This window comes from Nonomuraea sp. NPDC050691, assembly GCF_040654455.1.
Taxonomy (GTDB): Bacteria; Actinomycetota; Actinomycetes; order Streptosporangiales; family Streptosporangiaceae; genus Nonomuraea.
On the sequence record NZ_JBFAIA010000001.1, the window covers coordinates 115,294 to 138,323 of the forward strand.

Annotated in this window: 25 protein-coding genes, 1 tRNA gene and 1 riboswitch; of the genes, 16 read left to right on the plus strand and 10 right to left on the minus strand. The window is 72.0% G+C overall.

The genetic code is table 11. The annotated features are described in order from the left end of the window. Positions 1 to 16: 16 nt before the first annotated feature. Positions 17 to 757: a DUF3662 and FHA domain-containing protein gene (locus AB0H81_RS00620; RefSeq protein WP_175594526.1), complete on the minus strand. Its 741-nt coding sequence runs from the start codon at positions 755 to 757 to the stop codon at positions 17 to 19. Positions 758 to 956: 199 nt separating this feature from the next. Between AB0H81_RS00620 and AB0H81_RS00625 the strand changes: the two genes are divergently transcribed. After that, positions 957 to 1,039 (plus strand) — tRNA-Leu (locus tag AB0H81_RS00625). Positions 1,040 to 1,390: 351 nt separating this feature from the next. Here the strand turns inward: AB0H81_RS00625 and AB0H81_RS00630 are convergent. Next, positions 1,391 to 2,422, minus strand: a complete 1,032-nt coding sequence (locus tag AB0H81_RS00630) for a hemolysin family protein (RefSeq protein ID WP_358367188.1) — start codon at positions 2,420 to 2,422, stop codon at positions 1,391 to 1,393. Next, positions 2,419 to 3,777 (minus strand): hemolysin family protein, encoded by a 1,359-nt coding sequence (locus AB0H81_RS00635; protein ID WP_358367191.1) that lies wholly within the window; start codon positions 3,775 to 3,777, stop codon positions 2,419 to 2,421. Before AB0H81_RS00635 ends, AB0H81_RS00630 begins: the two co-directional genes overlap by 4 nt. A 240-nt stretch (positions 3,778 to 4,017) precedes the next feature. Here AB0H81_RS00635 and AB0H81_RS00640 point away from each other — a divergent pair, with 240 nt between their 5' ends. Next, a complete protein-coding gene (locus AB0H81_RS00640; protein WP_358367194.1) occupies positions 4,018 to 5,361 on the plus strand; it encodes an LCP family protein in 1,344 nt (447 codons plus the stop codon). Positions 5,362 to 5,439: 78 nt separating this feature from the next. On the opposite strand, the gene AB0H81_RS00645 is transcribed toward AB0H81_RS00640, so the two are convergent. Next, positions 5,440 to 6,099 (minus strand): GPP34 family phosphoprotein, encoded by a 660-nt coding sequence (locus AB0H81_RS00645; RefSeq protein ID WP_358367196.1) that lies wholly within the window; start codon positions 6,097 to 6,099, stop codon positions 5,440 to 5,442. Positions 6,100 to 6,144: 45 nt separating this feature from the next. Between AB0H81_RS00645 and AB0H81_RS00650 the strand changes: the two genes are divergently transcribed. The 5 genes from AB0H81_RS00650 to AB0H81_RS00670 are packed head-to-tail and all read left to right on the plus strand — an operon-like array spanning position 6,145 to position 9,266. Next, positions 6,145 to 6,750 carry a transcriptional regulator gene (locus AB0H81_RS00650; RefSeq protein WP_358367199.1) on the plus strand — a complete coding sequence of 202 codons (606 nt, stop codon included), beginning with the start codon at positions 6,145 to 6,147 and terminating at the stop codon, positions 6,748 to 6,750. Positions 6,751 to 6,795: 45 nt separating this feature from the next. After that, the gene (locus tag AB0H81_RS00655) at positions 6,796 to 7,674 is read left to right on the plus strand and encodes a DNA-formamidopyrimidine glycosylase family protein (RefSeq protein WP_358367201.1); all 879 of its coding nucleotides are present in this window, start codon (positions 6,796 to 6,798) and stop codon (positions 7,672 to 7,674) included. Between the two features lie 50 nt (positions 7,675 to 7,724). Further along, positions 7,725 to 8,138 (plus strand): helix-turn-helix domain-containing protein, encoded by a 414-nt coding sequence (locus tag AB0H81_RS00660; protein ID WP_358367203.1) that lies wholly within the window; start codon positions 7,725 to 7,727, stop codon positions 8,136 to 8,138. Next, a complete protein-coding gene (locus AB0H81_RS00665) occupies positions 8,135 to 8,458 on the plus strand; it encodes a rhodanese-like domain-containing protein (protein ID WP_358367206.1) in 324 nt (107 codons plus the stop codon). Before AB0H81_RS00660 ends, AB0H81_RS00665 begins: the two co-directional genes overlap by 4 nt. Positions 8,459 to 8,510: 52 nt before the next feature. Continuing rightward, positions 8,511 to 9,266 carry a GNAT family N-acetyltransferase gene (locus AB0H81_RS00670; protein WP_358367208.1) on the plus strand — a complete coding sequence of 252 codons (756 nt, stop codon included), beginning with the start codon at positions 8,511 to 8,513 and terminating at the stop codon, positions 9,264 to 9,266. A 2-nt stretch (positions 9,267 to 9,268) separates the two neighbouring features. On the opposite strand, the gene AB0H81_RS00675 is transcribed toward AB0H81_RS00670, so the two are convergent. Further along, a complete protein-coding gene (locus AB0H81_RS00675) occupies positions 9,269 to 10,168 on the minus strand; it encodes a LysR family transcriptional regulator (protein WP_358367210.1) in 900 nt (299 codons plus the stop codon). A gap of 79 nt (positions 10,169 to 10,247) precedes the next feature. Here AB0H81_RS00675 and AB0H81_RS00680 point away from each other — a divergent pair, with 79 nt between their 5' ends. From AB0H81_RS00680 to AB0H81_RS00690, 3 genes are all read left to right on the plus strand, one after another. Next, the gene (locus AB0H81_RS00680; RefSeq protein ID WP_358367213.1) at positions 10,248 to 11,498 is read left to right on the plus strand and encodes an MFS transporter; all 1,251 of its coding nucleotides are present in this window, start codon (positions 10,248 to 10,250) and stop codon (positions 11,496 to 11,498) included. Positions 11,499 to 11,500: 2 nt separating this feature from the next. Beyond that, positions 11,501 to 12,376 (plus strand): SDR family oxidoreductase, encoded by an 876-nt coding sequence (locus AB0H81_RS00685; protein WP_358367215.1) that lies wholly within the window; start codon positions 11,501 to 11,503, stop codon positions 12,374 to 12,376. 58 nt (positions 12,377 to 12,434) lie between these two features. Further along, positions 12,435 to 12,547, plus strand: a riboswitch (TPP riboswitch). After that, positions 12,538 to 13,902, plus strand: a complete 1,365-nt coding sequence (locus AB0H81_RS00690) for a cytosine permease (protein ID WP_358367218.1) — start codon at positions 12,538 to 12,540, stop codon at positions 13,900 to 13,902. Its footprint overlaps the riboswitch before it by 10 nt. On the opposite strand, the gene AB0H81_RS00695 is transcribed toward AB0H81_RS00690, so the two are convergent. Beyond that, positions 13,880 to 14,407, minus strand: a complete 528-nt coding sequence (locus tag AB0H81_RS00695; protein ID WP_358367221.1) for a methylated-DNA--[protein]-cysteine S-methyltransferase — start codon at positions 14,405 to 14,407, stop codon at positions 13,880 to 13,882. The two genes, AB0H81_RS00690 and AB0H81_RS00695, sit on opposite strands and share 23 nt — an antisense overlap. Before the next feature lie 126 nt (positions 14,408 to 14,533). On the opposite strand from AB0H81_RS00695, the gene AB0H81_RS00700 reads away from it, so the two are divergent. Next, positions 14,534 to 16,402, plus strand: a complete 1,869-nt coding sequence (locus AB0H81_RS00700) for a PAS domain S-box protein (RefSeq protein WP_358367224.1) — start codon at positions 14,534 to 14,536, stop codon at positions 16,400 to 16,402. A gap of 142 nt (positions 16,403 to 16,544) precedes the next feature. Next, positions 16,545 to 16,985: an ATP-binding protein gene (locus AB0H81_RS00705; protein ID WP_358367227.1), complete on the plus strand. Its 441-nt coding sequence runs from the start codon at positions 16,545 to 16,547 to the stop codon at positions 16,983 to 16,985. 43 nt (positions 16,986 to 17,028) lie between these two features. Here the strand turns inward: AB0H81_RS00705 and yidC are convergent, their stop codons facing one another. From yidC to AB0H81_RS00720, 3 genes are all read right to left on the minus strand, one after another. After that, positions 17,029 to 17,676, minus strand: a complete 648-nt coding sequence (yidC, locus tag AB0H81_RS00710) for a membrane protein insertase YidC (protein WP_358367229.1) — start codon at positions 17,674 to 17,676, stop codon at positions 17,029 to 17,031. A gap of 86 nt (positions 17,677 to 17,762) precedes the next feature. Beyond that, positions 17,763 to 17,984 (minus strand): DUF6412 domain-containing protein, encoded by a 222-nt coding sequence (locus tag AB0H81_RS00715; RefSeq protein WP_358367231.1) that lies wholly within the window; start codon positions 17,982 to 17,984, stop codon positions 17,763 to 17,765. Between the two features lie 18 nt (positions 17,985 to 18,002). Continuing rightward, positions 18,003 to 18,173, minus strand: a complete 171-nt coding sequence (locus AB0H81_RS00720; protein ID WP_358367234.1) for a hypothetical protein — start codon at positions 18,171 to 18,173, stop codon at positions 18,003 to 18,005. A 94-nt stretch (positions 18,174 to 18,267) separates the two neighbouring features. On the opposite strand from AB0H81_RS00720, the gene AB0H81_RS00725 reads away from it, so the two are divergent. After that, positions 18,268 to 18,966: a response regulator transcription factor gene (locus AB0H81_RS00725; RefSeq protein WP_358367236.1), complete on the plus strand. Its 699-nt coding sequence runs from the start codon at positions 18,268 to 18,270 to the stop codon at positions 18,964 to 18,966. Positions 18,967 to 19,033: 67 nt separating this feature from the next. Then, on the plus strand, positions 19,034 to 20,161 hold the full coding sequence (locus AB0H81_RS00730) for a HAMP domain-containing sensor histidine kinase (RefSeq protein ID WP_358367238.1): 1,128 nt from the start codon (positions 19,034 to 19,036) through the stop codon (positions 20,159 to 20,161). Between the two features lie 169 nt (positions 20,162 to 20,330). On the opposite strand, the gene AB0H81_RS00735 is transcribed toward AB0H81_RS00730, so the two are convergent. Next, positions 20,331 to 20,732: a hypothetical protein gene (locus AB0H81_RS00735; RefSeq protein ID WP_358367240.1), complete on the minus strand. Its 402-nt coding sequence runs from the start codon at positions 20,730 to 20,732 to the stop codon at positions 20,331 to 20,333. Positions 20,733 to 20,977: 245 nt separating this feature from the next. On the opposite strand from AB0H81_RS00735, the gene AB0H81_RS00740 reads away from it, so the two are divergent. Both AB0H81_RS00740 and AB0H81_RS00745 read left to right on the plus strand, forming a co-directional pair. Continuing rightward, complete coding sequence (locus AB0H81_RS00740) at positions 20,978 to 21,325, plus strand: STAS domain-containing protein (protein ID WP_175594545.1); 348 nt, start codon at positions 20,978 to 20,980, stop codon at positions 21,323 to 21,325. A 460-nt stretch (positions 21,326 to 21,785) separates the two neighbouring features. Then, positions 21,786 to 22,517: a glycosyltransferase gene (locus AB0H81_RS00745; protein WP_358367242.1), complete on the plus strand. Its 732-nt coding sequence runs from the start codon at positions 21,786 to 21,788 to the stop codon at positions 22,515 to 22,517. Positions 22,518 to 23,030 lie beyond the last annotated feature (513 nt).

The window sequence follows — 23,030 nt, forward strand, 5'->3', positions numbered from 1 at the left end:
GACCGTTTGTCTACCCCTAATCGCGCCGGAACACCAGAGTCGTGCGCCCCAACGTCACTCGCGTGCCGTTCTGGAGCTCGATTCTGCGTACCGGCTGGCCGTTGACGAAAGTGCCGTTGGTCGATCCCAGGTCCACCAGGTGGACCTGGGGCCCTTCCACGCGCAGCTCCGCGTGGTGGCGCGAGACGCCGGGGTCGACCAGACGAAGATCGCAGTCGGTGCCCCTGCCGAGCAGGGTCACCGGAGTGGTGAGCTCGTAGGAGCGGTCGCCCTGCGGGTCGTCCTGGGTGGAGACGAGCAGCCGGGGCCGCCCGCCGAACGCGTTGGGCCGGGAAGGGGGCAGGTCGCTGGCGGGCTGGCGGATCTCGTCCTGCTCCACCGTGGCGCCGCGGATGACGCCCGACCTGATGCGGAACAGCCCCACAGCCAGGTCTGCGGCGGTCTCGAAACGCACCCGGACCGGTCCCACGAAGGAGTAGCCCTGTTCCTTGGCGTACTCCCTGGCGAGGTTGGCCAGCTCGTGGCTGATGCTGTCGGCGTAGACCTCGAGCCGCTCACTGTCGGTCGTGGACAGCTCCACCACGAAGTCGTTGGGCACGAGTGTGCGACCCTGTGCGACGATCGCCGCACGCTCGTCCATCTCCCGCTGAACCGCGCTGGCGACCTCGACCGGCTGAAGGTCAGATTTGAACGCCCGCGCAAAGGCCCCCTCAACCAAGCCTTCGAGCCTTCGCTCGAAGCGCTGAAGGACTCCCACCGGGTACCTCCCTTCCTCCGTGCATATGATCGCGGCCTCCAGGCGCTCGCACGCCTGGCTCCGCTCGTCCCACGTCACGGCGATCCCGGCGCTCGGTCGGCCGTCGCGCCCAGCTCATCCGCTCCCGTGTCTTATGCGATCGTATCCGGGTTCAGTACCAGCGGCTGTTCCGTGCTACTGTTTCTCCGCACCCAACAAAGGGCGGGTGGCGGAACGGCAGACGCGCACGGTTCAGGTCCGTGTGTCCGAAAGGACGTGAGGGTTCAAATCCCTCCTCGCCCACTCCGGGTTCGCCGATGGAATCGGCAGACCCACACTGACGAAGACAAGCCCCGGTTCGCAAGAGCCGGGGCTTTTTCTTTCCCAGGAACCTGACAGGAACCCGGGGCCGTCGCTTCCCCCGGCGGAAAGTGTGGCGTGGGCCACTTGCAGATCGCCTTCGGACCGCTTTCTGTGGATTCGAGGTGAGATTTCGCTCACAGCGGAGCGCGGCCGGCGGGGCAGGCGCGGCGCCGCACCATGGCCGGCCCTGGGCGGACCGGCCGCCGGGCGGCGCCTCAAGTGATTCCCCGAGCCGCCGGGCGGCGCCTCAGGTGAGTGCCTGAGGCGCCGGGCGGGCGATGCCGAGCGGCGTCAGGCGAGCGCCGGGGCGGCGAGAGCGGCGCGGGTGTCCAGCAGCTCCCCGATCAGGTCCGAGAGCGTCACCATGCCGATGACCTCACCGCCCTGCCCCGTGACCAGCGCCAGGTGCGCGCGGGCCTCCTGGAGCGCCGTCACGGCCTCGGGCACCTGCGTGACGCACGCCAGCCGCGGCGCCGGACGCGCCAGAGCCCCGGCCGTGGCGTCCGGCTGGAGCAGCGCCTCACGGGCGTGCAGCACGCCCCTCACGTCGCCGGGGACGCCGACGAGCAGCCGCAGGTGGCCGCTCTCGCGGGCGGCCCTCCGGATGGTCTCCGCGCCGGCCTCCGGGGGCACGGTCACGGCGCGGCCGATGGGCACCATGAGCCGCTCGATGCCCTCGGCCTCCAGCCGCAGCGCCCGCGTGAGCAGATCGTGCTCGTCCCTGTCGAGCAGCCCCATCCGGCCCGACTCGCCCACCAGCATGGCGAGCTGGCGCGGGGTGCGGGTCGTCGCCAGCTCGTCGCGGGGGCTGACGCCGAAGGCACGCAGGATGAGGTTCGTCAGGCTGTTCAGGGTCCACAGCAGCGGCCGCGTCACGGTCACGAACGCCCGGAAGGGCAGCGTCAGCAGCATGGCGGCCCGCTCTGGCGCGGTGAGCGCCCACGACTTGGGCGCCATCTCGCCGATCACCATGTGCAGGAACGTGACCAGCGCCAGCGCGATGGTCAGCGCGATCGGCATCCGCAGCGGCTCGGGAATCCCGACCGCCGCGAAGACCGGCTCCAGGAAGTGCTCGATCGCCGGCTCGGTGACCTGGCCGAGGGCCAGCGTGCAGAGCGTGATGCCGAGCTGGGCGCCCGCCAGCATCATCGACAGCTGGCGCCCGCCGCCCACCGCCGACCTGGCCACGAGGCGGACCAGCCGGTTGCCGCCGCTCGCCGCCTCCTCCAGGCGGTGGCGCCGGGCCGAGACGAAGGCGAACTCCGCGGCCACGAAGACCGCGTTCAGCGCCAGCAGCACCAGGCTGAGCAGGATCATCGTCATCGGACGGCCTCCGTCTGCAGCGCCGGCGACAGGCGCACCAGGCCCGGCACGCGGCGGTCGAGCGAGAGCACGGTCAGCTCCGCCAGCCGCTGGCCGTCGTCGTCGGCGAACAGGTCGGGCTCGGTCTCCAAGGGCACGACCACCTGGTCGCCCGCCTCGGCCATGCGGCCCAGCCGGGCCAGGATGAGACCGGCGAGGGTGTCGTAGTCGTCGCTCTCCGGCAGGGCCACGCCGGTGGCCCGCTCCACCTCGTCGAGGCGGAGGCGGCCCGGCACGTCCCAGCCGCCGTCGGGACGCTCCACGGCGCCGGCCGGCTCCGGGTCGTTCTCGTCGACGAGCTCGCCGACCAGCTCCTCGGCCAGGTCCTCGATGGTGATGACACCGGCCAGGCCGCCGTACTCGTCGATGACGCAGACGATGTCGTCCTTGGCGGCCCGCATCTCCTCGACCACGGCCGGCAGGGGCAGCGAGTCGGGCACCAGGCGGGCCGGACGGGTGATGTCGCCGATCGTGCCGTCCGCGGCGGCGTCCAGGCCGGAGGCCAGCAGCTCGCGCACGCCCGTCACACCGGCCACGTCGCCGTCGGCGCCCAGCACCGGGTAGCGGGAGTGACCGCGTTCGCGCATGACGTCCACGAGATCGGAGATCGGCTGGGAGTCGCGCAGCGCGACCACCCGCGGGCGCGGCACCATGATCTCCTCGGCGATGCGGTCGCCGAACTCCAGGGCCCGCTCCAGCAGGTCCGACAGCCGCGGCGGCAGCTCGCCCGCCCGCGTGGACTCGGCGATGATCCGCGACAGCTCCTCGGGCGTCGCGCCGTGCTCCACCTCCTCGACGGGCTCGATGCCGACGCGCCGCAGCACGCCGGTGGCCGCCGAGTCGAACAGGCGGACCACCGGGCCGACCACGGCCAGGTAGGCCAGCGTCGAGCCGGCCAGGAACTTGGCGACGGGCTCCGGCCGGGCGATGCCGAGGTTCTTGGGCGCGAGCTCGCCGAGGACCATCTGCACGATGGTCGCGACGAACACGCCGGCGGTCACCGACAGCCCGGTGACGGCCGCGTCAGGCAGCCCGGTGCCGCTCAGCCACGGCCGTACGAGCGTGGCGATCGCCGGCTCGGCCAGGAAGCCGACCAGCAGCGCCGTCACCGTGATGCCGAGCTGGGCCCCGGAGAGCATGAAGGAAAGACGGGAGGTCACCTGCAGGGCCTTGTCGGCGGCCTTGTCGCCGGCCGCGGCCTGCTCGCGCAGGACGGTCCGGTCGGCCGCCACGAAGGCGAACTCCTGGGCGACGAAGTAGCCGGTCGCCGCGGTGAGAAGGAGGAGGGCCAGCAGGCCCAGATAGGCGCTCACCATGGTGAGCTCTCAGAGGCACCCGTGCGCGCGCACGGGCTGCTACTCCAGGGGTCCGGAGCGGACACGATCATCCCTTCGATAGAGGTCGTCCATAACCGTAACGATCCACCTCTCCACTATGTTTCCAGCGTGACTCCCCGCTAGTTCTGCGTACTTTTCCGTGGGAAAAGCCGGACGGGCCGTCTTCACTGGTGCAGGTACGACGTAGCGTTTATGGCAGTCGAAGGGAAGTAGGGGGAAGTGTCTGAGGACGACCGGACGCGGGCCATGCGCTCGCCGGGCGACGGGCGCCCGCTGCCTCCCAGGAACGACGGGGGCCTGTTCTCGGGTGGCGCCCCGGCCCACCAGCGGCCCGCGGCTCCCGGCCGTGACGCCTCCCGTCCGCCTACGGGGCCGCCGCCCGGCGCGCGCCCCGGCGCCGGGCCGGAGTCCGCGTCCACGCACCTGCTGCCGAGCCAGTCCGAGCCCGCCCCGCCCTCCGGGGACGCGCCCCGTCCCGCTTCCTCCCGCGTGTACGGGCGGGAGCGCTCGGGCAAGTCACCCGTCCGGCCGATGAGGCGGCGGGGCGACGAGCCCCCGGGCCCCGGCGAGCCGCCCGGCCCCCCGCGCCCGCGCTCGCCCAGGAAGCGACCCTCGGGCCGCACCGTTCTCAAGATCCTGGCGGCCGTGGTGGCCGTGCTGCTGGTCGCCACCGTGGGCCTGTTCTTCTGGATCGACTCGCGGTTGGCCGGCATCGAGGGCGTCCTCGACGAGTACCCGGGCCGCGTGGCCGACACCCCGGGCACCAACTGGCTGCTCGTCGGCTCCGACAGCCGCAAGGGCCTGTCGGCGACGCAGCGCCGCAAGCTCGCCACCGGTCGCGCGGCCGGGCAGCGCACCGACTCGATGATGCTGCTGCACATCCCCGAGGGCAGCGACAAGCCGACCCTGGTCAGCCTGCCCCGCGACTCGGCCGTCACCATCCCCGGCAAGGGCCGCAACAAGCTCAACGCCGCGTACGCGATCGGCGGCCCGAAGCTGCTGGTCCAGACCGTCGAGACCGTCACCGGCGTGCACGTCGACCACTACATGGAGATCGGCTTCGCCGGGTTCGTGGGCATCGTGGACGCCATCGGCGGCGTCGAGATCGACGTACGGGCGCCCGTGGACGACCCCAAGGCCGGGCTCAAGCTGAAGAAGGGCAAGCAGGTGCTCACCGGTGGCCAGGCCCTCGGCTACGTGCGCACCCGCAAGGGCGGCGCGCTGCCCGACTTCGAGCGGACCAAGCGGCAGCGGCAGTTCCTCGGCGCGGTGGTCAAGAAGGCCGCCGGGCCCGGCGTGCTGCTCAACCCCTTCACCTCGATCCCGCTGGCCATGAGCGCCACCGACGCCGTCACGGTCGACTCCGACACGGGTGCGCTCGACATGCTGTCGCTGGGGCTCGCGATGGGCGACAGCCCGGTGACGACCGTGGTGCCGTTCGGCGGCAACGAGATCGCGGGCGGCGGCTCGGCGGTCAAGTGGGACCGCACGCGCGCGCTGGCGCTGTTCGACGCGCTGAAGAACGACAAGCCGGTCCCGCAGGAGATCCTCGACGCCAACTGATCCGGCCTCCCGCGCCCGGCCTCCACACGGTGGCCCAGGCGCGGCGGGGGTGCGGCTCAGCTCAGCGGGAAGCCGGGGTCAGCTCGAGGCGGTGCTGCTCGCGGCGGCGACGGCGGCGGAGGTCACCGCGGCCATCATCGCCGCGTTGATCGCCGCGATGGTCTTGGCCACGGCGTCGGCCGCCCACGCGCCCTCGGCGATCTCCTTGACGCGCTCCTTGCTCGCCCCCGGGAACGCCTTGCGGTCGATCTTGGCGGCGTGCAGCAGCGCGATCAGCACCGCGGTGCGCGGGTCGGGGTCGGCGCCGCCGAGCGCGCTCGCGACCCGCTCCCGGACGTTCGCCTCGACGGAGCCGTCGGCCTCCGGCCAGCGGGTCGTCGTGAAGATCCCCAGGACCTTGCCGCGCTGCTCGGTCAGCACGCCCCGCTCGGCGAGCCGGGTCAGCAGCCGCCGGCGCGGCTTGCCGGACATGAGCTTCTGCACCCACCAGACGGGCTTGCGCTCCTTGCCCTCCGCTGCGATGCGGGCCAGGACGCCGTCCAGCTCGTCGTCGCCGAGGGGGGCGGGGTCCGTGACCGTCACGGTCTTGGCCGACAGCGCGATCCGTTCGTTGACGGCCAGTTCGGCCAGGATCGCGCCGCCGAGCGCGGGGTCGAGCTGGGCGGAGCTGACGAGTTGTCTGCCCTCGTCCTCGCTGTAGGCGAGCAGGAGGAGTTCCTCGGCGATCGTCACAGTCATGCCCCTGACACTAACGCGCGTCCCCGGCCGGTTAACGTGCCGCTCATGGCCATCTCCGAGAAGTTGCACGCCGTCGGCCGCCCGCTGCTCGACGCCCAGCTCGCCCACCCGACCGTCGCCGGGATCGGGCGCGGCGACCTGCCGGAGCCGGTGTTCCGGTCCTGGCTGGAGCAGGACTACCTGTTCCTGCTCGACTACGTGCGGGTCTTCGCCCGGCTGGCCTGGCAGGCGCCCGACGGGCACCTGGGCGACCTGGTGGACCTCGCGCACGCCACCTTCCACGACGAGCTGAGCCTGCACCGGTCGATGTCGGCGGAGTTCGGGGCGGACCTGGAGGGGGCCGTGAAGGGGCCGGCGTGCGCGGCGTACACGTCCTTCCTGCTGGAGTCGGCGGCCACGTACGCGGAGGGGCTGGCGGCGCTCTACCCGTGCATGTGGGGATATTCGACGCTGGGCCGGATCCTCGCCCAGGACCCGCCCGCCGAGCCGCGCTACCGCGCCTGGGTGGACACCTACGCCGACCCGGGCTTCGCGGCGCTGGCCGCGCGCATCGCGGAGATGATCGACGAGGCGGATCCGGACCCGGAGCGGGCGGAGCGGCTCTTCCGGGAGGGCATGGCGCACGAGCTCGCCTTCTGGGACGTGCCCTGAACGGACCTGCCCGGAACGGACGTGCCCGGAACGTACTCTGATGGCATGCCGGAACTTCCCGAAGTCGAGTCGCTGGCCGGGTTCCTGCGCGAGCGGGCGGTCGGTCGCACCGTGCTGGCCGTCGACGTGGTGGCGATCCAGGCGCTGAAGACGTTCGACCCGCCGGTGAGCGCGCTCGGCGGCCTGACCGTGACCGGCGTGTCACGGCACGGCAAGTTCCTCGACCTCGACTGCGACGGCCTGCACCTGGTCTTCCATCTGGCCCGCGCGGGCTGGCTGCGCTGGCGCGACGACCTGTCGGGGGCCAAGCCGGTGCGTCCCGGCAAGGGGCCGCTCGCGGCGCGCGTGCGGCTGGCGCCCGACGAGGAGGGCCTGGCGCCGGGGTTCGAGCTGACCGAGGCCGGCACGCAGAAGCGCCTCGCCCTGTACGTGGTGCGGGATCCGGCCGAGGTGCCCGGCGTGGCCTCGCTCGGTCCCGACCCGCTGGCCGACTCGTTCACGGCCGACGCGCTGAAGCGGATCGTCGGCGGCAACCGCACCCAGATCAAGGGGCTGCTGCGCGACCAGAAGGTCATCGCGGGCATCGGCAACGCCTACTCCGACGAGGTGCTCCACGCGGCCCGGATGTCGCCGTTCAAGATCGCTTCGACGCTGACCGACGCGCAGATCGCCGATCTGCACGAGGCCATCGTCGAGACGCTGCGCGAAGCCGTGGAGCGGGCTCACGGGCTGGCCGCCAAGGACCTCAAGGCCGAGAAGAAGTCGGGCCTGCGCGTCCACAACCGCACCGGCCAGCCGTGCGACGTGTGCGGCGACACCATCCGCGAGGTGTCGTTCGCCGACTCCTCGCTCCAGTACTGCCCGACCTGCCAGACGGGCGGCAAGCCGCTCGCCGACCGGCGCCTGTCACGCCTCCTCAAGTAGCGGCGGTTACCTCTTGTAACCGCCTTCCTTCTGCGCCAGCATGGGATGCCATGGACGACCCTGCCTCCTGCGAGACGACCGACGACTACGACGTCCGGCAGTGGGACACCCGTGAGGGCTGCGAGGTCCGCCAGATCCTGGACCGCGTCGCCGACAAGTGGTCGCTGCTGGTCATCGCCCTGCTCGACTGCCGGAGCCTGCGCTTCAGCGAGCTGCGCCGCGAGATCGACGGCGTCAGCCAGCGCATGCTCAGCGTGACCCTGCGCCACCTGGAGCGCGACGGCCTGGTGAGCCGCACCGTCCACCCCGTGGTGCCGCCGCGCGTCGACTACGCGCTCACCCCGCTCGGTCGTACCCTGCACGAGACGATCAAGACCCTGGTGACCTGGACCGAGGACCACCAGCGGGAGATCGCCGAGGCCCGTGCGGCCTACGACCGCGGGCGCGAGATGATGGACGCATGACGGTTCCCGAGGTCGAGGCACGTGACGTCCCCGCCGACGCTTTCCTGCTGGACGTGCGTGAGCGTGAGGAGTGGGTGGCGGGCCACGCTCCCGAGGCCGTGCACATCCCGATGACCGAGATCCAGGGGCGGGTGGACGAGGTCCCCGCCGACCGCCAGGTCTACGTCGTCTGCCGGGTCGGCGGCCGGTCCTACCAGGTGGCGGCCTGGCTCAACCACCTGGGGCGCGAGGCGGTCAACGTCGGCGGCGGCATGCAGTCGTGGGAGGGCGCGAGCCGCCCGATGGTCAGCGAGACCGGTCAGCCGCCGTTCGTGGCCTGAGGCGGCTCTAAACCGGTTGCCGGGTCCGCGTTCTGGCTGGTGGGCTGTGCCGGTGAATCGTGACGAGATACTGGCGGCCTACGAGCGTCAGGTGCGGACAGGCCAGGGTGAACGGGTGGGCCGCGTGGTGCGCAAGGCGCCCGACGACGGCTGGAACGGCATCATCTGGTCGGACCTCGACGAGGCCACGGCCGACGCCGAGATCGCGGCGCAGGTGGCCTACTTCACCGCGCTGAACCGTGACTTCGAGTGGAAGCTGTACTCCCACGACCGCCCCGCCGACCTGGGGGAGCGACTGCTGGCGGCGGGCTTCAAGGCCGACCCGGAGGAGGCGCTGCTGGTCGCCGAGGCCGCCGCCATGGCCGCCGAGCCGCGGCTGCCCGAAGGCGTCGTGCTGCGTCCGGTGGATGACGCGGCCGGGATCGACCTGCTCGTGGAGGCGCACGAGCAGGCGTTCGACATGTCGCTGCCGGACCTGCGCGACCGGCTGGTCCGCCGGCTGGCCGAGCGGCCCGAGTCGATGGCCGCGGTCGTGGCGATGGCCGGCGACCGGCCGATCAGTGGGGCGCGGCTCGACCTCGACCCGGGCACCGAGTTCGCCGGGCTCTTCGGCGGCGGCACCGCGCCCGGCTGGCGGGGGCGCGGCGTGTACCGGGCGCTGGTGGCCCACCGGGCGCGGGTGGCCGTCGAGCGGGGCTACCGCTACCTCCACGTGGACGCCTCCGACCAGAGCCGGCCCATCCTGCTGCGCCTCGGGTTCGAGCCGCTGGGCACCACCACCCCGTACGGCTACGCCCCGAAAGCCTGACGTCACGGGTCCGGCGCTCCCGAGCATTCCGCCGCCGAGACGCCGAGGGTGGCCAGGAACGCCGCGGCGACGGGCGAGGGAGCGAAGCGGCTCCAGATCAGGTGCTCCATGCGGGCGGGGGCGTCGCGGATGTGGAGGACGGGAAGGCCCGGGAGCTCGGACACGAAGGCGGCGGGCATCATCCCGATGCCCAGGCCCTGCCGGATCAGGCGGGCGATGAAGTCCACGGTCGTCACCTCGAAGGCGACCTCGCGCCGCACACCCGCCGCCGCGAACGCCTCGTCCGTCTGGGCCCGGGCGGCGGTGCCCGGAGGGAAGTCGACGAACGGGTCGTCCGAGAGCCGGCGCAGGTCCACGCGTTCCTCGTCCGCCAGGGGATGGTCGGGCGCCACCACCGCGACGAGGTCGCCGCGCGCCAGTTCCCGGCCGCGGACGCCTTTGGGGCGCACACCCAGGGGAAGCCCGAGGAAGGCGGCGTCCAGGGCGCCCTGCCGCACCCCTTCGACCAGGTCCTCGCTCGAACCCGAGCGCAGGCTGATCCGCACCTGCCGATGCCGCAGGTGGAACTGCTTCAGCGCGGCCGGCAGATCGACCGCCGCGACGGTGGGGATGGCGCCGACGGCGAGCCGGCCGCGGATCTCGCCGGCGGCGGCGGCCACCTCGGCGCGGGCTCGTTCGGCGGCGTCGAGTGCCTGACGGGCCGCGGGGAGGAACGCCTCGCCGGCGGGGGTCAACCGGACGCGGCGGCTGGTGCGGTCGAACAGCTTGGCGCCCAGCTCGCGTTCCAGGCGGGCGATCTGGTGGCTCAGCGCGGACTGGACGACCAGGCACTGCTCGGCGGCGCGGGTGAAGTTGCGCGTCTCGGCGACGGCGACGACATAGCGCATCTGCTGCAGCTCCATGGATCAATCGTGATGCACGATCGTTCCGATGACAAACATGCGTTGGACTCATTGATGCCCCACCCCCCAGGCTGGGGGCATGACGGCGATGAGACCTCAAACAGCCGGCGGCCTGTCGCGCGGGCTGCTCCTCCTCATGTCCGTGGCCACCGGGCTGGCGGTCGCGGGCAACTACTTCGCGCAGCCGCTGCTCGACCTGATCGGCCGGGAGCTCGGGATCGGGCCGTCGGCGGCGGCGCTGCTGGTGACGGCCGCGCAGGCCGGGTACGCGCTTGGGCTGATCCTGCTGGTGCCGCTCGGCGACCTGATCGAGCGGCGGCGGCTCGCCGTGTCGCTCTACGCGGCGACCGCGGTGTTCCTGCTGGTGTCGGCCGCCGCGCCCAACGGCACGGTGCTCCTGGTCAGCACGGCCCTGACCGCGCTGACCTCGGTGGGGGCGCAGGTCGTGGTGCCGTTCGCGGCGACGCTGGCGGACCCGGCCGAGCGCGGCAAGGTGGTCGGCACGGTGATGACCGGGCTGATGCTCGGCCTGCTGCTGGCGCGCACCGCCTCAGGAGCGCTGTCGGAGCTGGGCGGGTGGCGGACGGTCTACTGGGTGGGCGCGGTCCTGATGGCGCTGATGGCCGTCCTGCTGCGCGCCTTCCTGCCCCGGCTCGGCGGTGACGGCGCCCGCCAGTCCTACCTCGGCCTGCTGCGCTCGACGGTGGCGATGTTCCGGTTGGAGCCGGTGCTGCGCTGGCGGGCGGGCATCGCCGCGTTGAGCCTCGCCACGTTCAGCGTGCTGTGGACGTCGCTGACCTTCTTGCTGGTGGAGGCGCCGTACGCGTGGTCGGAGTCGGCCATCGGCCTGTTCGGGCTGGTCGGCGCCGTGGGCGCGCTGACCGCCACGGTGGCGGGCCGGCTGGCCGACCGCGGGTTCGTGCAGATCGTGAGCGGGGCCGGGACGGTCCTGCTGGTGACGTCCTGGGCGGCGATGGCGGCGGGGGCGAGCTCGCTGGTCTTCCTGCTCATCGGTGTGGTCGTGCTGGACCTGGCGCATCAGGCGGTGCTCAACAGCAGCCAGAACGTCGTCTACGCGCTGCGTCCCGAGGCCCGCAACCGGATCAACTCCGCCTTCATGACCTGCCTCTTCGTCGGCGGCGCGGTGGGGTCCGCGCTGGCCTCCGCGGTCTGGGTCGACAGCGGCTGGACCGGCGTGTGCGTCCTGGGCGCCACACTCTCCGCCGGGACCGTCGTGCTCTGGGTCCTGGAGCGCGTCACCGTCAGCCGGGCGGCGGGCAAGCACTCGCCGGCCCCGGTCCGTACCCCCGTAACCACCAAGGGAGAATGAGCATGTCACGCACCGTGCTGATCACCGGAGCCACCGGAACCGTGTCCACCGCGCTGATCGACGCGCTGGACGGGGCCGACGTGAACCTTCGCGCCCTCGTCCATGACGGGTCCAGAAGTCCGCGCGCGGGCAGCGCCGAGGTCGTCGTCGGCGACCTCGACGACCCCCGGTCGCTGCCGCCCGCCTTCGAGGGCGCGCAGGACGTGTGGCTGCTCACCCCGAACGGCCCCCGCGCCCCGGAGCACAACATGAACGCCATGTGGGCCGCGCGCCAGGCCGGTGTGGAGCGCGTCGTGCGCCTGTCGGTCGTCGGCGCGGCGCACGACGCGCCCAACCGCAGCGGCAGGCTCCACGCGCTGTCCGACCGGGAGACCGAACGGTGCGGCATGCGCTGGACGATCCTGCGTCCGCACTGGTTCATGCAGAACCTGCTGAACGAGGCGGACGACATCGCCGCCACCGGCAGCTTCTCCCTGAACATGGCCTCGGCGCGGATCGGCATGATCGACGTGCGCGACATCGCCGAGTGCGCCGCCCGCGTGCTCCTCGACGACCCGGATCGCCACCACGGCCGGACGTACACCCTCACCGGCCCGCGCTCGCTGACGTTCGACGAGGTCGCCGGCCACCTGAGCGTCGCTCTCGGCAGGTCCGTCGCGTACCTGCCGGTCAGCGACGACGCCAAGCACAAGACCCTGCTCGGGTACGGCGTTCCGGCCTGGATCGTCGACATGCTCGAGGAGTACGCGCAGGCGTACGCCTCCGGCTGGGGCGACTTCACCACCGACACGGTCGCCGACCTGCTCGGCCGCCCCCCGCGCGACATCGCCGACTTCGTCAGCGACCACGCCGCCGCGTTCACGATCGGTTCGACCTGAGATCCGACCCACTGTGGCCAGAAGTCCTCTCATGAGGCAATATGAGGGCGCCAACTGCATGAGCCAACGCGGGAGCTCGGGGCCACCGGGCTGAGAGGGCAGCTACCGCTGCTGCCGACCGCATGAACCTGTCCGGGTAATGCCGGCGTAGGGAGTGTGTGATGACGCGTGCCGTCAACGAAGTCCCGCTGACCCTCGACGAGCCGCCGCCGAAGACGCTCGGCGTGCTCGACCAGGGGGCGCTCTGGGCCAACCTCGGCGTCAGCCTGCTGGGCTTCTCCGGCGCGCTCCTCCTGCTCGACCCGCTCAAGGGCGCGCCCCTGAGCGTCGCGGCCGCCCTCGTCGCCGCCGTGGTGGGCAGCCTGATCGGCACCGCGATGGTGGGCCTGGCCGCCATCCCGGGCACGCAGACCGGCCGGCCGTCGATGGTGCTGCTCCGCGGCCTGTTCGGGGCGCGGCTGTCGTACGTGCCGACCGTGCTCAACATCATCCAGATGGTGGGCTGGGGCGCCTTCGAGCTCTGGGTGATCGCCATGGGCGCGAACGCCGTCTTCGGCCCGGCGGTGCCGTACGCGGTCTGGGTGATCGCGGCCGGCGTCCTCACCACCGCGGTGACCATCTGGCCGCTCGGCTCGGTGCGGCTGCTGCGCCGCTACGTCACGATCGCCGTGATCATCGCGCTGATCTGGTTCGCCGTGGACTTCCTGGGCCAGGCCCAGCCGCAGTCCGGCGGCTCGTGGCAGGCGTTCGCCCCGGCCGTCGACTACGTGATCGCGCTGTCGGTCTCGTGGGTGCCGATGGCGGCCGACTTCGCCCGGCACTCCAGGTCGAGCGCCGCCGCGTTCACCGGCATCGTCGGCGGCTACACGCTGGCCCAGGTGGCCTGCCTGGGGCTCGGCGTGTACGCGGTGGCCATCACCGGGGCGGCCGTCGCCGGGGCCGACTCCACCGCGGTGTTCGGCGCGTTCGTCGCGGCCCCGCTGGGGGCGCTGTTCTTCGCCGTGCTCGTGCTGCGCGAGACGGACCAGTCGTTCGCCAACGTCTACTCGACCACCGTCTCGCTGCAGAACCTCATGCCGCGCGTCGACCGCCGGGTCTTCACCGTCGCCATCGGCGTGCTCACCACCGGGCTCGCGCTGCTGGTCGACGTGAACTCCTACGGCGCGTTCCTCGGCGTCATCGGCGCGGTGTTCGTGCCGATGTTCGCGGTGCTCGCCGTGGACTACTTCCTGCTCGGCGGCGCCGCCCGGTGGAACACCGGCGAGGACGCCCCGGCCCGCTGGTCCATGCTGGTGCCCTGGGCGCTCGGCTTCGCCGCGTACTGGCTGACCACCTCGGCGCTGACCGTCGCCCCGTGGGACGACTTCTGGGCCGCGGTGCGCGACGCGATCGGCTTCACCCGGCAGCCGTGGATGAACGGCGCGCTGGGCGCGGCGCTCGTGGCCTCCCTCGTCACGCTCGCCATCGGCCTGGTCTCGCGCCGGGGCGACCGGCCGACCGCTCTCAGGAGCGGGACTCGACGGTGAGCAGGTGCCGCTTGGCGGCCACGCCCCCGGCGTAGTCGCCGAGCTCACCGTCGCCGGGCACGACGCGGTGGCAGGGCACGACGACGCACACCGGGTTGGCCATCAGCGCGTTGCCGACCGCCCGCAGCGCGCGTGGCCGCCCGATGCGCTCGCCGATCTCGCCGAGCGTCGTCGTCGTGCCGTACGGCACCGCCATCGTCTTCTGCAGCACCGTACGCGCGAACGGGGTGGCCAGGGCGAGGTCCACCGGCGTGGTGAAGGCCCGCAGCCGCCCCGAGAAGTACGCGTCGAGCTCGCGGCGCACCGGGTCGAGCCGCCCGGGGTCGGGCCCGATGAACGTGCCCACGTGCCGCATCACCCGCTCGTACACCGTGTTCTCGTCCTCGAAGCTGCACGCCACGACACCCTTGCCGGAGGCCGCGAGCACCAGCCGCCCCACGGCGCCGTCATACGTGCCGAACGCGATGTCGGGCGGCGTCTCCCCGCGGTAGGTGGCGGAGGTCACCCTTAGCAGGGCATCGAGATCACCGCTCGACATCCGCTCACCCTCTTCTCACCTGGTAGGTCGTGATCGGCAGCGTATCGGACGGATCGGCCGACGGCGGCCCCGCAGCGCGGGCACTATGGAGGTGTGGGTGACGAGTGGGCCGGCAGTGACGACGAGATCGCTCGCGCGGTGCTCGCCGGCTCGCCCAACGCGCTGATCGCGCTCGACCGGGACCAGACCGTGCTGGTGTGGACCCCGGCCGCCGAGCGGCTCTTCGGCTGGAGCGCCGAGGAGATGCTGGGCCGCAGGGCGCCGATCGTGCCGGGGGAGCTGACGGCTGAGCACAACGCGGTGCTCGAACGCGCGCGCACCGGCGACCAGGTGACGCTGCGCACCAAGCGGTTGCGCCGCGACGGCCGCGTGCTCGATGTCACGGTCGACATCGGGCCGCTGGTCATGGGCAGCTCGGTGGTCGGCTACGTGTGCGTCCACCACCGCGCGGCGGCCGAGGAGGCGGCGAGCGAGCGCATGGCGCGCCGGGTGCGGCTGGTGCGCCGGCTGACCGACGTGGTCGGCGACATCAACGCCGAGCTGGAGCTGCCGGCCGTGCTCGACCGGATCGCGGGCAGCCTGACCGAGTTGACGGGCGCCGACGCGGGCGGGTTCGTGCTCATCGAGGGCGAGCGGCTGCGGCTGGTCAGCGCCCACCGGCTGCCCGACACGCTCAAGGGCGCCACGGCCGGCCTGCGCACCAGCCTGGTCGACAAGCTGCTGCGCACCGGCAAGACGGTCATGCTGGAGTCTCAGGGGCTGGACGAGCTGGTGTGGGCCGAGCTGAGCGGCCTGCACACCATCGCGCTCGGCCTCGCCGCCGTGGGCGGGCGGCCGTACGGGGCGCTCTACGCCCTGTACGCCCGGCGCAAGCCCGGCCACCTGGAGCTGGAGCTGCTGGAGCTGCTGGCCGGGCACGCGGGCATCGCCGTGGGCAACGCCATGGCCTACCAGGAGGCGGTGCGGCAGCGGGCGCACGAGCAGGCGGTTTTCGACGCGAGCGCCGACGGCATCGCGGTGCTCGACGGGGCGGGCCGCGTCATCCGGTGGAACCCCGCTGCGGCCGAGCTGACCGGGCTGGCCCCCGACGCGGTGATGGGCGGCCCGCCGCCGTTCCCTCTGCCCAGGCCCGGGGAGAAGCTGACGTTCCAGCTCGACACGGGGCGCTGGCTCGACGTGGTGAGCGCCCGCGTGGACGCGACCGGCGAGACGGTGGTCGACTTCCGTGACGTGACCCGGGCCAAGGAACTGGAGGAGGCCAAGGACCTGTTCCTCGCGACGACCAGTCACGAGCTGCGCACCCCGATCACGATCGTGCGCGGCTTCGCCAGCACGCTCGACGCGCGCTGGGACAAGCTGAGCGACCCGGAGCGCCGTTCCGCCGTCCACACGATCGCCGAGCGGGCCAGGTCGCTGGGGCAGCTCATGGACCATCTGCTGCTCGGCTCGCGGGCGGGCGCGGACGAGCTCAAGGTACGGGTGGAGGCATTCGACCTGGCTGAGCGGATAAATGCGGCAACGCTAGGATTGCCCGAGTTGTCCGACACGCACCGGGTCGAGGTGGACATCCCCGACGGTCTGCCGTACGTGAAGGGCGACGCGCTGGCCACCGACATCGTGCTCGGCCAGCTGCTGGAGAACGCCTTCAAGTACTCACCGAAGGGCGGGCTGATCAGGGTCGAGGCGTGGCCGGAGGACGACAGGGTGGTCGTGGTCGTGGACGACGAGGGCGTCGGCATCGCCGCGCCCGACCGGGAACGGATCTTCGAGAGGTTCGTCCAGGTCGAGAGCGGCGACCGGAGGAGGTTCGGCGGAGTGGGGCTCGGGCTCTACATCGTGCGCAGCCTCGCGCGGGCCCAGGGCGGCGATGTGAGCGCCCATCCGCGACCGGGCGGAGGCACCCGGATGCGGATGGTGCTCGCCGCGGCTCCCCCTATCGGATCCGACACACCGGTGCGGTAACGAGGTGGTCACGGTTGAGCTGACCTATCGTCCGATGTGGACAAGCTGTGATCGAGATCCGGTTTCTGGGATTGAGTAACGGGGCATTTCGGTCGTACCGGGGGTGTTCCCGCGGGGGGCACATGAAGACGGGGAGGTGGGTGTGTCAAGCGTGGTGCTGCTGCCGTACGCGCCGTCCAGCGTCGCTGTTGCCCGCCAGCGTCTGAGCACTGACCTGCATGATTGCGGTGTCTTCTCCGCCGCGATCGACGACGCGGTGCTCGTGGTGAGCGAGCTGCTCAGCAACGCGCTGCGGCACGCGCACCCGCTGCCGTCGGGCATGGTGAAGGTGGCGTGGCTGCGTAACGACGACCACATCGAGGTCGCGGTGAGCGACGGGGGCGCGGCGACCGAGCCGCGCGCGGGCCGTCCCACGTTGTCCTCGCTCGGCGGCCGGGGGCTCGGCATCGTCGAGTACGTCGCCGAGAGCTGGGGCGTGCGCCACGACGGCGACACCACCACGGTCTGGGCCATCCTGCCCGCCCCCGACGGGACGGGCAGCGGCATGAACGGGCAGGTCGCGGCCCTGCGAGAGGCCGGCTGAGCCGGCCTCCGGGCAGCCGCCGAACGGCTACGTGGCAGGCGCCTCAGGCGAACCGGCGGTTCAGCACCGTCCGTTCACCGTACGTCCACCCGGTGGACACCAGCAGGTAGAGACCGGCGGCCAACGGGAGCACCAGGGCGGCGAGCACCGAGCCGAACGGCATCAGCGGCATGATCCTTCTCAGGTACGCCGGCTGATCCTCGGGCAGCGTGGCCGCGATCCGGCGGGCCTGGAGCCACGCCACCAGCATGACCAGGGCGATCACCAAGATGAAGACCGAAACTGGCCAACTGATCAGTCCGTAATTGGTGACAATTCCGGCAATCTGCTGGCCCAGTGGGGCGCCGAAAAGATCGTGGCCGGCCAGAGCGGTCGGGTGCGTGGCCACCCGGTAGACCAGCCACATGAACGGCGCCTGCGCCAGCCCGGGCAGGAGCGCGGCCATCGGCGAGCTTCCCTCTTTCGAGTAGAGGGCGGACATCTCCCGGGCGAGCCGTTCCGGGTTCCGCCCGAACCGCTCGCGCAGGGCGCGGACCTTCGGCGCCAGCCGCTCCGTGATGCGCGCGGCACGCGCCTGGCGGACGCTCAGGGGGAGCAGCAGCAGCCGTACGGCCACCGTGAACAGCACGATCGCGAGGGCCGCGTGGCCTCCGGACATGCCGATGAGAAGCGTGACAAGAGAATCGATCATGAGCCCTTCCTCGACGTACGGATGCGTTCTCACGTACGGATGCGTCTCGCGTACGGGTGAACGAGGGCTCGGTGAAATGAGCCCCGCTAGGTGGAAGCGGGGCGGGAGGAGGGCGCTCTCGGCCGGGGCCGGCCGGCGGCCCCGGGGTCACGCTGGCGCTGGAAGGCCGTGCGCCGGGCGTACACCAGCGGGAAGCTCGGCGCCCGGCCGCTCAGGGCGGGCAGCAGCCTGGCGGCCCAGCTCACGAGGAGCAGGACCGCCACCATGGTGACGCCGGCCAGCCACGGGTCCAGCAGGAACAGGGTCACGTCAGCTTCCCGGCGGGATCACCGCGAGGAGGTCTTGCCGACCAGTGAGACGGCGACGAAGACGAGCAGACCGATCACTCCGATGATCAGCGCCACCTTCAGCAGCCCCACCACCATGGGCAGGACGAAGTTGAACAGCACGAAGAGCCCCAGAAGGGCGCCCAGCACGAGCATGACGACTCGACTCATGAGCACACCGTACGTCCTCCGACCAAGATCCGCGAGGCTTACGAACCGATGACGTGAGTGTCCCGCCGAGGGCCGCCCGCCGTACCGTGAAAGCGTGAACACACGCATCCTGGTGGTCGACGACGACCCCACCGTGGCCGAGGTGGTGGCGCGGTACCTGGAGCGCGACGGCCACGAGGTGGAGTGCGTGAGCGACGGCGCCGAGGCGCTGCGGCGCGCCCTCGCCCGGCCGCCCGACCTGATGGTCCTCGACCTCATGCTGCCCAAGGTCGACGGGCTCCAGGTGTGCCGCAAGCTCCGGGAGCGCTGGCCGGTACCGGTGATCATGCTGACCGCTCTGGGCGAGGAGATCGACCGCGTCGTCGGGCTGGAGACGGGCGCCGACGACTACGTGACCAAGCCGTTCAGCCCGCGCGAGCTGGCTCTGCGGGTGCAGTCGGTGCTCCGGCGGGCGCGTGGCGCGTCCGTGCCGGGTGGCACGGGGGTGCTGCGCGACGGCGACCTGATGGTGGACGTGGGCGCGCACGAGGTACGGCTGGGCGGCGCCGAGGTGATGCTGACGGCGCGGGAGTTCGACCTGCTGACGTACCTGATGCGCAACCCACGGCAGGCGTTCAGCCGGTCGGCGCTGCTCGACCAGGTGTGGGGGTGGTCGTTCGGCGACTCCTCGACGGTGACGGTCCACGTGCGGCGGCTGCGGGAGAAGATCGAGCCGGATCCGACGGAGCCGCGCCGGATCATGACGGTGTGGGGGGTCGGGTACCGGTTCGAGCCGCTGGAGGCCGGCGGGTGAGCTCGGCGATGAGCTTCGGGGCGGCTGGAGGCCGGCGGGTGCGCTTCGCGGCGTGTGGAGGCCGGGGGTGAGCTTCGCGGGGGCCTTGGGCGCCGGGGCGGCGATGGACGACCTCGGGATGATCGTCGCCGTCACCGCCGGGCTGGGGCTGCTCGTGGCTTTCGTCGGGGTGTGGGCGATGTGGGCGCTGCGCCGCAGGTCCATCGGCGTCATGCTGGCCGTCGTCATGGTCGTGTCCATCGCGGCCACCCTGGCCGGCGTCGTGGCCATCACCCTGAAAATGATCATCGAGGGCGACGTCAGGGACATCGTGCTCAGCGTCGTCGCGGTGGGCGGCCTCGTAGGGCTCGGAGTGGCGTACGTGCTGGCCAGAAGGGTAGTGGGCGAGAGCAGGAGGCTGGTCGCCGCCGTACGGGAGCCGCCGTTCACCGCTCCGTCCGGGCTGCCGGCCGAGCTCCAGACGATCGCCGACACCCTGGAGGAGGCGTACGCCCGCGAACGCGCCCTCGAAGGCGCGCGACGCGAGCTCGTGGCGTGGGTCAGCCACGACCTGCGCACGCCGCTCGCGGGGATGCGCGCCATGGCCGAGGCGCTGGAGGACGGGGTCGTCACCGACCGGGCGACGGTCGAGCGCTACCACCGGCAGATCAAGCTGGAGGTGGAGCGCCTGTCGGCGATGGTGGACGACCTGTTCGAGCTGTCGCGCATCCACGCGGGGGCGCTGCGCCTGTCACGGGCCCGGATCGGGCTGGCCGACCTGGTGGCTGACACGGTCGCCGGGGCCGAGCCGCTGGCCAGGGCGAAGGGCGTGCTGCTGACCGCCGAGGCCGCCGAGCCGGTGCCCGTGGAGGCCGACGCCGCCGCGCTGGGGCGGGCTCTCGGCAACCTCGTGGTCAACGCGATCCGGCACACCCCTTCGGACCGGGGCGTGGTGCTGCGCGCGGAGGTGGACTCCGGAATGGCCTGCGTGTCGGTGTCCGACTGCTGCGGGGGCATACCGGACGCGGACCTGCCTCGGGTGTTCGACGTCGCCTTCCGGGGCGAGACCGCCCGTACCCCCACCCGGGAGGGGGGTGGGGCCGGGCTCGGGCTGGCCATCGCTCAGGGCATCGTCGAGGCGCACGACGGGATGATCGGCGTGGTCAACGACGGGCCGGGGTGCCGGTTCGAGATCCGGCTGCCGTTGGTCCGTTGAGGTTGGTGCTTTGCTGCTGGTGGTCTGGAAAAGACCGTTTCCTCGAACGAGGAGGGGGATCAGCCCTTCGAACGAGGAGGGCGATCAGCCCTTCGAACGAGCAGGGGGATCATCTCTTCGAACGAGGCTGGGCGGCGATGGGAAAAGGCCGGCTTCGAGGGGCCGGGTTTCATGCGGGCTCGGGGAGGGGGTTGTCGAGGGCCCCGCCGAACGACTCCGACATTGCCCGAAAGGTCGGGCACGGCCAGCGCCACATGCAGCTCCGGCAGCGCAGGATCGGATGGGCGGAGTCACTGGTGATGCCGCCGGCGTCGCGGGGCTGATGCAGGTCGAGCAGTCGCAGGGTCAGCTCGGTGAACGTCAGCACGTCCTGGCGGGCGCCCGCCAGAAACTCCAGGTCCTCGATCGCCAACCGTGTGCGTACGGGGACGAACCCCTCGTGATTGACCAGACCGCGCAGGCGCCCGGCCTCGTCATGCCAGGGAGCGGCCTTCTCGGTACGGATGAGGATGGTCTCCAGGTGCTCGCGGAGCCGTTGACGCTGAGGGTCTTCGGGTTCTTCGGTATTCATCAGATACTCGGGCCCGTGGTCGCGCCCAGCCCCTCCTTCTCGGTGCGGCGATCCGTCTCGGTGCGGCATCGGAGCGGTGACCGGACGCGGGTGCCGGGCCGCCCCCTTCCGGCCGTGCCGGTGTCACACCGTCAAGCTTCGCGTACTCTGCGTTCCTGTGGAGCCCAAACGGAGGACAAAAACCTGCGGTTCCCCTCTCGGCGTGACAGCGTGACCGGAAGGCTCCGCGCCGCTAGCCTGCCCCTGTGGAGCTCAAGGTCTCGACTCGATCACATGCCGGTCAGGCGCTCGTCGCCATCACCGGCGAAATCGACCTCTACACGGCACCCCACCTGCAGTCCGAGTTCACTCGCCTGCTGCAGGACGGGCCAAGCCGCGTGGTCATCGACATGTCCGGCGTGGATTTCTGCGACTCCACGGGGATGAACGTCCTGCTCTCTGCGCTCAAACGCATGAAGGAGCGGGGCGGCGCCCTCGACGTGGCCGCCCCTCGTCCCGCCGTACGGAAGATTCTGCAGGTCACGGGGCTCGACTCGGTGTTCACCGTGTACGACGCGGTGCCGCAGGAGCTCCTGATCACCGAGGGGTCGTGAGGGCGCCCTTGCAACGCGTGTACCCGGCCCCCCGGCTTACGACGGACCACCCGCTCTCGCGCGGGGCGGGCCGTACGCTCACTCTGGGTGCGGGCCCGACGCCTTCGCCCAGGGTGAGCCGAACACGCCCCCGGAGCACCGGCCTGAGGCCCTCGCCCAAGGCGGAACGCGTACCCGCACCGACAGCGCACGGGCCGAAAGCCTTCGTGGGCATGGAGACGTCCGCAGACGCGGGGACTTTCGTGCGCGAGGCCTTCTCGGGCATGGAGATTTCCGTGGGTGCGGAGACCTCTGGGGGCGTGGAGGCGTCCGCACACATGGGGACCTTCGTGCGTGCGGGGACCTCCCCGGGCGCGAGGATGTCCGTGGGCGCGGAGCCCGTCGGGCGCCTGGGATGCCGGCGGCGGCCGGGACCCGATCTGACCATCCCCACCCCGATCCCGACCAATTGCGGGGAGGCATGGTGAGCGGCGGCGACACAGCGGTCATCATTCCCGCCAAGGACGAAGCCGGGCGCATCGGCGCCACCGTAACCGCTGCCCTGGCCCTGCCGGGTGTCGACCTGGTGGTGGTCGTCGACGACGGATCGTCCGACCAGACCGGCAAGGCGGCGCGCGCGGCGGGAGCCCGTGTGGTGCGTCACAGCCGCAACCGTGGCAAGGCCGCCGCGATGGAGACGGGCGCCGAGGCCGTGCGTCTGCTCGACGACGACACCCCGCGCCACTTACTGTTCCTGGACGCCGACCTCGGCGACACCGCCCGCGCGGCGGCCGCCCTGATCGCCCCCATCCGCGAGGGCAAGGCCGACATGTCCATCGCGGTGTTCGCCACGCGCGTCAAGCTCGGCGGCCACGGCATGGTGGTCCGGCTCTCGCGTGACGGCATTCGGCGCGCCACCGGCTTCACGGCCACCCAGCCGCTCAACGGCCAGCGCTGCCTGACCCGCGACGCCTTCGAGGCGGCCCGGCCGCTGGCTCACGGGTTCGGTGTGGAGACCGGGCTGACCATCGACCTGCTGCGTAAGGGGTACCGCGTGGTGGAGGTCGAGGTGGAGATGAGCCACCGCGCGACGGGCACCGACTGGCGCGCCCAGGTCCACCGCGCCCGCCAACTCCGCGACGTGGCACTCGCCCTGGCGACCCGGGAGCCCCTAATCACCCAAAACCTCAACAAGCTCCGCCCCAACCGCTGACCCGCTCCACGCAAACCCGGTCGATCCCCCGCACCCCCTCCGCGCCCCGGCAAATCCCCGCACGAACGCCCCCTTCGACTGGCCTCTCTGCCCGCTCGGTCGGTGCTCGTGCGACCGGCTCCTCTGCTCGCGCGAGCGCCCTCTTCGACGGCCTTTCTGCTCGCTCGACCAGGGGGGCTCTGCCCGTACGGCCTGGGGGCGAATATCGGGACCATGAGTGGCCATGGCTGGGTGTCCGGCTGTCCGGGGTGGCCGGGTGTCCGGCTGTCCGGGGGTGGCCGGAGTGGCCGGGGCCGGGGGGGCCGGGGTGGCCGCGGCCGTGCTGCCGCGTGAGCAGATCGACAGCGAGGTGGCGCTGAGGCGTACCCACCAGCTGTCTCGTCAAGTGCAGCCGAAATCTGTGATCCACTCGCCTACAAGCCAGAACTGTCCGAAACAGAGCCCCAAGCAGGCCCGAAACCGAACCGGACGTCCCCAGACGACCTTGTAGCCCTCCCCGCCCCCCTTCATCCA